Source organism: Pseudomonas sp. P867 (genome assembly GCF_019891455.1).
Lineage (GTDB): Bacteria > Pseudomonadota > Gammaproteobacteria > Pseudomonadales > Pseudomonadaceae > Aquipseudomonas > Aquipseudomonas synxantha_A.
Genome location: NZ_JAFLXB010000008.1, coordinates 287,641 through 294,844 on the forward strand (window position 1 = coordinate 287,641; position 7,204 = coordinate 294,844).

Below are 7,204 nucleotides of genomic sequence, written 5' to 3' on the forward strand. Positions count from 1 at the left end.
TTGCTGACGTGTGAAGCTATTTATAGAGAAAATGATTTATTCCGTAAATGGATGTGTTTGCATATTTATAGATCTTTAAGGAATATTAGCAGCTGATTGTTGAAGGTGGCGTGCCGGTTGATAGCGACTATCACGGGCGATGATTTTTCACCGAGAAGGACCGGGAGTAGCCTGTGTTCATTGACTTGAACCCCCTCTCGCAGAGCCGCCGCCATGAACCGTTTCCTCGCTGTTTCGCTGCTACTTGTTACCTCTGTCCTTGCCGGATGTGCGTCCCATCCAGCCCCGGAATTGCGTCCATACACCGCCGAAGAGACCAGGCAATTGGCCCTGGAGGCGCTGAGCCGTCGCGGCTTGTCGTTTGACGAATATCAGCAGCAGCGCGCTGCGTTGCTTGGCCAGCCACAGAAGCCTTTCTCTTTTGATCGCCAGGGTGAAATGAACGCCGAGCGCAGCGTAGTCCTGCATGGTCGCCCCAGTTGAGCCGGCCTCTTACGATAAAAAGCCCGAGGATTCCCTTAAGGAACCTCGGGCTTTTTGTTTGCCATGGAGCTACTTCAGCCTGTTAAGCTCAATTCCAGGAGCGTTCCTACGCACATTTAAATAAAGTTACCTTCTTTAATGGCATTCGATCGGTTAAACCTGACGACCTCTGTTCCGGTCGATGCCCCCCCGAGACGCTGCTTTCGGGAGCACGCTCTGCGAGTTCTAACGTCATGAATAAACGTCCGTTGTATTTTGACTACGCCGCTACCACGCCGGTGGATGAGCGGGTTATCCAGGTGATGGTCGAGTGCCTGGGCTTCAATGCCAATTTTGGTAACCCGGCGTCCAGTTCCCATGCATTCGGCCAGGCGGCCCGGCACACGGTTGAACAGGCGCGTCGCCAGGTCGCTGAACTGGTCGGCGCCCAGCCGGAGCAGATCGTCTGGACCTCCGGCGCCACGGAGTCCAACAACCTGGCGCTCAAGGGAGTGACCCAGGCCCGTGGTGTGGCGGGTGGGCATATCATCACCAGCCAGATCGAGCACAAGGCCACACTGGATACTGCGCGGCAACTGCAGGAAGCCGGCGTGGCGGTGACCTACCTGGTGCCGGATGCGGACGGCTTGATCAGCGTCGAAGCGGTCAGCGAAGCCCTGCGCGAGGACACCTTCCTGGTCTCGCTGATGCTGGTCAATAACGAGCTGGGCACCCTGAATGACATCCCGGCCATCGGTGCGCGGGTACGTGAGCATGGCGCGTTGTTTCATGTGGACGCGGCGCAAGGGGCTGGCAAGGTAGCCATCGACCTGGGCCTGTGGCCGGTGGATTTGATGTCATTCTCCGCGCACAAGCTGTACGGCCCCAAAGGTATCGGCGCGTTGTATGTCGGGCCTTTGGCGCAGCAGAAAGTGCTGGCGCAGATTCATGGCGGTGGACACGAAGGGGGCTTGCGTTCTGGCACCCTGGCGACCCATCAGATTGCCGGCATGGGGACGGCGTTTGCCTTGGCGGCAGCGTCCTTTGCTGATGAGAAGGCTCGGATTGCAGCGTTGCGCCAGCGCCTGCTGGATCACCTGACGTCAGTTACCGGCTTGCGCCTCAATGGCAGCCCAACTCAGCGTATTCCACATACCCTGAGCCTGACGTTCAGCGAGGGTGAGTTCAACTCTGCCACACTGAGCGCGGGCATTGCCTTTTCCGCGACTTCGGCGTGCAATTCGGCAAGCAACGCACCGTCCCATGTGCTTCTGGCCCTGGGGCATGATGCTCGCACCGCCGGTCGTACCATTCGCTTGAGCCTGGGCCGGTTTACCACCGAACAGGACATCGACGAAGCCGCACAGTTGATCAAGGCAGCATTGGCCAGCGCCCCGGCGTTTTGGGCGGTCTGATTTATCATTGGCAACATATAACAATTATTCGTGGTTAGCAGGAGACACAATGAGTACGCAGCCTTTGACCCATGGAACGGTTCCCCAGCGCCTGGCGCATACCCGTGAACTGATGCGCCGCGAGGGCATTCACGCCCTGCTGGTGCCATCGGCTGACCCGCACTTGTCCGAATACTTGCCGGGCTACTGGCAGGGGCGCCAATGGTTGTCGGGGTTCCATGGTTCGGTGGGGACACTGATCGTCACGGCGGATTTTGCCGGGGTCTGGGCCGATAGCCGTTACTGGGAGCAGGCGACCAAGGAACTCAAGGGCAGTGGCATTGAGTTGGTAAAGCTGCAACCGGGCCAGCCTGGGCCGTTGGAATGGCTGGCCGAGCAAACCCCTGAAGGTGGCGTAGTGGCTGTGGACGGCGCGGTCATGGCCGTGGCTTCGGCACGTACTCTGGGGGGCAAGCTGGCCGAGCGCGGCGCCCGCTTGCGCACTGATATCGACCTGCTCGACGAAGTCTGGCAAGACCGCCCGACGCTACCAAACCAGCCGATCTACCAGCATCTGCCGCCTCAAGCCACCGTCAGCCGTGGCGAGAAACTCGCCGCACTGCGCGCCAGCTTGAAAGACAAGGGCGCCGATTGGCATTTCATCGCGACGCTGGACGACATCGCCTGGTTGTTCAACCTGCGTGGCGGTGATGTGTCCTTCAACCCGGTTTTTGTATCTTTTGCGTTGATCAACCAACAGCAGGCTACGTTGTTTGTCGCGCTGGGCAAGGTCGATGCCGAGTTGCGGGTGATGCTCGAGCAGGATGGCGTGACGTTGCGCGACTACAGCGAAGTGGCCGATGCACTGCGTGCCGTACCGTCGGGGGCCAGTTTGCAAGTGGACCCCGCACGCGTGACGGCCGGCTTGCTGGAAAATCTCGATGCCGGCGTCAAGCTGGTTGAAGGACTCAACCCGACTACGCTCGCAAAATCCCGCAAGAGCCTGGCGGACGCGGAACATATTCGTCAGGCCATGGAGCAGGATGGCGCTGCGTTGTGCGAATTTTTTGCCTGGCTCGACAGCGCCCTGGGCCGCGAGCGCATTACCGAACTGACGATCGACGAACACTTGACTGCGGCGCGTACCCGCCGCCCTGGCTATGTGTCGCTGAGCTTCAACACCATTGCTGCGTTCAACGCCAACGGCGCCATGCCGCATTACCACGCGACTGAACAAGAGCATGCCCTGATCGAAGGCGATGGCTTGCTATTGATCGATTCCGGTGGCCAGTACCTGGGCGGCACCACGGACATCACGCGGATGGTGCCCATCGGTACCCCGAGTGATGAGCAGAAGCGCGATTGCACGCGGGTACTCAAGGGTGTGATTGCCCTGTCCCGTGCACACTTCCCCAAAGGTATTCTCTCACCGTTGCTGGATGCGATTGCCCGTGCGCCGATCTGGGCCGAAGGGGTGGACTACGGTCACGGTACAGGTCATGGCGTAGGTTATTTCCTCAATGTGCATGAGGGGCCGCAGGTTATTGCCTACCAGGCCGCTGCCGCGCCACAAACAGCGATGCAACCCGGGATGATTACTTCCATCGAGCCGGGGACTTATCGCCCTGGTCGTTGGGGTGTACGCATCGAAAACCTGGTGTTGAACCGTGAAGCGGGCAAGACCGAGTTTGGGGAGTTCCTCAAGTTCGAAACCCTGACCTTGTGCCCGATTGACACCCGTTGCCTGGAACCGTCGTTGCTGACGGCGGATGAGCGCGAATGGTTCAACGCCTATCACGCCCAGGTGCGTGAGCGCTTGAGCCCGTTGCTCAGTGGTGCGGCGCTTGAGTGGTTGCAGGTGCGTACCACAGCTATTTGATTGGCAGCAGCCGGCCTGTGCCGGCTGCAAGCGATATTTAGCTGAGGGCTTCGCGCACGAAATCCAGCCGGTCCTGACCAAAAAACAGCTGATTGCCTACAAAAAAGCTGGGGGCACCGAACACGCCGCGTTTAACGGCTTGTTCGGTTTTGTCCTTGAGCGCGCTTTTGACGGCTTCATCATTGGACAGGGCCAATACCTGCTCTGGGTCGAACCCATGCTCGGTCAGCACGTGGGCCACGACCTCGGGATCGCCCAGGTGTCGGCCTTCCACCCAGAGGGCGCGGAACACGCAGTCGATAAAGTCGGAGAAGCGCTCAGGCTCATGGATTTGTATGCCGGTGATTGCGCGCATCAGTACCAGTGTATTGATGGGAAAGTGCGGGTTGAACCTGAGCGGTACATTGTAGCGTTTGGCGTAGCGCGCCAAGTCATCCAGCATGTAGCGACCCTTGGCCGGCACAGTGATCGGTGAGGCGTTGCCAGTAGCCTTGAATACGCCGCCCAACAGCATCGGTTGATAGACCAGATGCGCGCCGGTCTCGGTGCAGAGTGCCGGTAGTTGGGTATAGGCCAGGTAAGTCGCGGGGCTACCGAGATCAAAGAAAAATTCCAGGGTTTTACTCATGGTCGATACTCGCTGCTTATTGTTATAGGGGCGTGTTACCAGGGTTCGTTCCAGGGGCGCAGGTCCAGCTCGAACGTCCAGGCGTCCCGGGGCTGGCTGTGCAGGTACCAGTAGTTTTCGGCGATGTGGTCAGGGTTGAGGAGGCCGTCCTGATCCTTGAGGGCATATTTTTGCGGGAAATTTTCGCGAATGAACTCGGTATCAATGGCGCCATCGACTACTACATGGGCGACGTGGATGTTCATCGGGCCTAATTCCCGCGCCATGCTTTGGGCCAGGGCGCGGATACCATGTTTGGCCCCGGCGAATGCGGCAAATCCCGCGGCCCCACGCAAGCCGGCAGTTGCGCCGGTGAACAGGATGGTGCCGCGTTTACGGGTGGCCATACGCTTGGCGACTTCGCGCGCGTTCAAGAAGCCGGAGAAACACGCCATCTCCCAAATCTTGAAGTACTTGCGTGCGGTTTCTTCCAGAATGCTGCAAGGCACGTTCGCACCGATGTTGAAGACGAACGCTTCAATGGGCCCCAGCTCCGTTTCGATTTGCTCTACCAGTGCGATCACGTCTTCTTCTTTACGTGCATCACAGGCAAAGCCATGGGCTTGCCCGCCCGCCAATTGAATGCTGTCTACCAGTGGTTGCAGTTTGTCGGCACTACGACGGGTAACGCAGGCGATGTAACCTTCGCGGGCAAAGCGCTTGGCTATGGCGCCGCCGGTTGCGTCACCGGCGCCTACCACCAATACGATTTTGTTGTTGTGCGTCATGGGAACTCCATTGGCTCGATGATCGAGCAGGAGTTTAGTCGCCATGTCGTAAATGGCCTGGCCTGTGTGGAAATTTAAGATGAGCAGTCAGGGAGACTGCTCGGGCAGCTATTTGCAGATGACGATCATGCTGCGGCTGGTATAGCCGGCAGGGTTGAGACCAAAGGGATAGTCCCCTGGCTCTTCGGAGTTGTCGCCGGACTTGGCAATCACTCGATAACCCTTGGCGCCGCATGAATTGGCGGCACTGGTGTAGCACTGGTCCCAGGAGGAGGACAGGCCCGAACAGTTGATATGCAGTCCTTTTTTACCGCGTTTCACTTCTGTTTTAGTGGTGGCGGCACACCCCGCGATGCCCACAACCAGCAACAGTATCAAAATTCGTTTCATTCCCATCCTTAATAGCCGCCCTGCAAAGAACAGGGCTGCTTTACTCGCTCTCGAGCGAAGCGTTCATGCAGTCCGTGTCGAAATTCTCCATGAATGACATTCGGTTACGGCCTAAACATGGCCTAAATGAGCGGCAAATACCAGAGCTGGGGTTAAAGATGATCAGTCGGCGGGTACCAGTGGTTTGGATTCGTGGCGCATCGTCAAAGTGGCACCGACCGAGGCCAGGATAATGCAGGTGATGGCCAGCCACTGGGCGAGCGATAGATGCTCGTGCAGGAAAAACAGGCCGGAGAGGGCGCCGAACGCCGGCTCGATACTCATCAGTGTGCCGAAAGTACGGGCGGGAAGGCGTGTTAGTGCGACCATCTCAAGGGTGTAGGGCAGGGCAGTGGACAGAATCGCCACGCCGATGGCGACAGGGATCAGTGCCGGCGTCAGCAGCGCGGCGCCGGCATGCACGATGCCGATCGGTGCAACGAAGAGGGCGGCAATCATTACCCCGAGCGCGGCGGTTTGGACGCCATTGTCATTTCCCGCCTTTTGGCCGAACAAAATGTAGAGCGCCCAGCATACGCCGGCGCCCAGCGCGTAAGCGGCCCCTATCAGATCAATGCCGCTACTGGCCTTGTCCGTCGGAATCAACAGAAGCAGGCCAATGATCGCCAGAGCAATCCACACGAAGTCGACAGCTCGGCGCGAGGCATAGATAGCTACAGCAAGCGGGCCTGTGAATTCGAGCGCTACGGCAATTCCCAGGGGGACAGTGCGCAGTGACATATAGAAGAGGAAGTTCATGCCACCTAGCGCCATCCCGTAGATGATCACTGTGCGCAGTGACTTGGCCGTCAGCTTGGCGCGCCATGGTCGCAATATGAGCAGCATGATCACACTGGCAAAAATCAAACGCAGGGCGGTGGTGCCTTGTGCGCCGACAACGGGAAACATGCTCTTGGCCAATGATGCCCCGGATTGAATGGAGGCCATGGCGATCAACAGCAGGCCGACGGGAAACAGTGCCGAGGCCAGGCTGCGGGGTGAAGTGGTCATTGAGAGGGCTCTTCTGAGGTCGTAGTCAATAAGCAGAAGACGCTATGATGCTTAACTGTCAAGCGATGAGCAATATATTGCTCAAATCGCACGCAGTGGTTGTCTATATAGTGTAATTTTTGAGTTTGCCGCGGATTTAATAGAAAACCCAAATTAAGAGTTGACGGCAGATTCTGGAAGCCTATAATTCGCCCCACTTCCGGCGCAGTCGAAACGGAAAACTCCTTGGTAAACAATGAGTTGTGTAGTTTTCGGCAGCAAGTTGCTTCAGTTCATCGAAGCCAAAAGGAAGTTGAAAAAGAGGTGTTGACAGCAGCGTGTAACGCTGTAGAATTCGCCTCCCGCTGACGAGAGATCGGAAGCGCAAGTGGTTGAAGTTGTTGAAGAAATCTTCGAAAGCTTCTGAAAATAATCACTTGACAGCAAGTGAGGCTGCTGTAGAATGCGCGCCTCGGTTGAGACGAAAGATCTTAACCAACCGCTCTTTAACAACTGAATCAAGCAATTCGTGTGGGTGCTTGTAGAGTCAGACTGATAGTCAACAAGATTATCAGCATCACAAGTTACTCCGCGAGAAATCAAAGATGTAACCAACGATTGCTGAGCCAAGTTTAGGGTTTCTTAAAAACCCAAA

At 57.4% G+C, this 7,204-nt stretch carries 7 protein-coding genes; 3 read left to right on the plus strand and 4 right to left on the minus strand.

Annotated elements, in window-relative coordinates; all coding sequences use genetic code 11:
• Positions 1 to 213 precede the first annotated feature (213 nt).
• The 3 genes from J1G33_RS17125 (at position 214) to J1G33_RS17135 (ending at position 3,735) form a co-directional block, all read left to right on the plus strand.
• Positions 214 to 483 (plus strand): hypothetical protein, encoded by a 270-nt coding sequence (locus J1G33_RS17125; RefSeq protein ID WP_032876941.1) that lies wholly within the window; start codon positions 214 to 216, stop codon positions 481 to 483.
• A gap of 233 nt (positions 484 to 716) precedes the next feature.
• On the plus strand, positions 717 to 1,877 hold the full coding sequence (locus tag J1G33_RS17130; protein ID WP_078820806.1) for an aminotransferase class V-fold PLP-dependent enzyme: 1,161 nt from the start codon (positions 717 to 719) through the stop codon (positions 1,875 to 1,877).
• 49 nt (positions 1,878 to 1,926) lie between these two features.
• Positions 1,927 to 3,735: an aminopeptidase P family protein gene (locus J1G33_RS17135; RefSeq protein ID WP_148852228.1), complete on the plus strand. Its 1,809-nt coding sequence runs from the start codon at positions 1,927 to 1,929 to the stop codon at positions 3,733 to 3,735.
• Between the two features lie 37 nt (positions 3,736 to 3,772).
• Here the strand turns inward: J1G33_RS17135 and J1G33_RS17140 are convergent, their stop codons facing one another.
• The 4 genes from J1G33_RS17140 to rhtA form a co-directional block, all read right to left on the minus strand.
• Entirely contained in the window at positions 3,773 to 4,363 is a 591-nt protein-coding gene (locus J1G33_RS17140; protein WP_223018447.1) for a 2-hydroxychromene-2-carboxylate isomerase, read from the minus strand.
• 35 nt (positions 4,364 to 4,398) lie between these two features.
• A complete protein-coding gene (locus J1G33_RS17145; RefSeq protein ID WP_032876930.1) occupies positions 4,399 to 5,130 on the minus strand; it encodes an SDR family oxidoreductase in 732 nt (243 codons plus the stop codon).
• 108 nt (positions 5,131 to 5,238) lie between these two features.
• Positions 5,239 to 5,520, minus strand: a complete 282-nt coding sequence (locus J1G33_RS17150) for a hypothetical protein (RefSeq protein WP_003190182.1) — start codon at positions 5,518 to 5,520, stop codon at positions 5,239 to 5,241.
• Between the two features lie 162 nt (positions 5,521 to 5,682).
• Positions 5,683 to 6,570 (minus strand): threonine/homoserine exporter RhtA, encoded by an 888-nt coding sequence (rhtA, locus tag J1G33_RS17155; RefSeq protein WP_103735448.1) that lies wholly within the window; start codon positions 6,568 to 6,570, stop codon positions 5,683 to 5,685.
• Positions 6,571 to 7,204 lie beyond the last annotated feature (634 nt).

What these genes read in the sequence shown, in the direction of transcription:
- J1G33_RS17135 (WP_148852228.1), top strand. Translation starts at nt 1,927, where the DNA reads ATGAGTACGCAGCCTTTGACCCATGGAACGGTTCCCCAGCGCCTGGCG.
- J1G33_RS17125 (WP_032876941.1), top strand. Translation starts at nt 214, where the DNA reads ATGAACCGTTTCCTCGCTGTTTCGCTGCTACTTGTTACCTCTGTCCTT.
- rhtA (WP_103735448.1), bottom strand. Translation starts at nt 6,570, where the DNA reads ATGACCACTTCACCCCGCAGCCTGGCCTCGGCACTGTTTCCCGTCGGC.
- J1G33_RS17140 (WP_223018447.1), bottom strand. Translation starts at nt 4,363, where the DNA reads ATGAGTAAAACCCTGGAATTTTTCTTTGATCTCGGTAGCCCCGCGACT.
- J1G33_RS17150 (WP_003190182.1), bottom strand. Translation starts at nt 5,520, where the DNA reads ATGAAACGAATTTTGATACTGTTGCTGGTTGTGGGCATCGCGGGGTGT.
- J1G33_RS17130 (WP_078820806.1), top strand. Translation starts at nt 717, where the DNA reads ATGAATAAACGTCCGTTGTATTTTGACTACGCCGCTACCACGCCGGTG.
- J1G33_RS17145 (WP_032876930.1), bottom strand. Translation starts at nt 5,130, where the DNA reads ATGACGCACAACAACAAAATCGTATTGGTGGTAGGCGCCGGTGACGCA.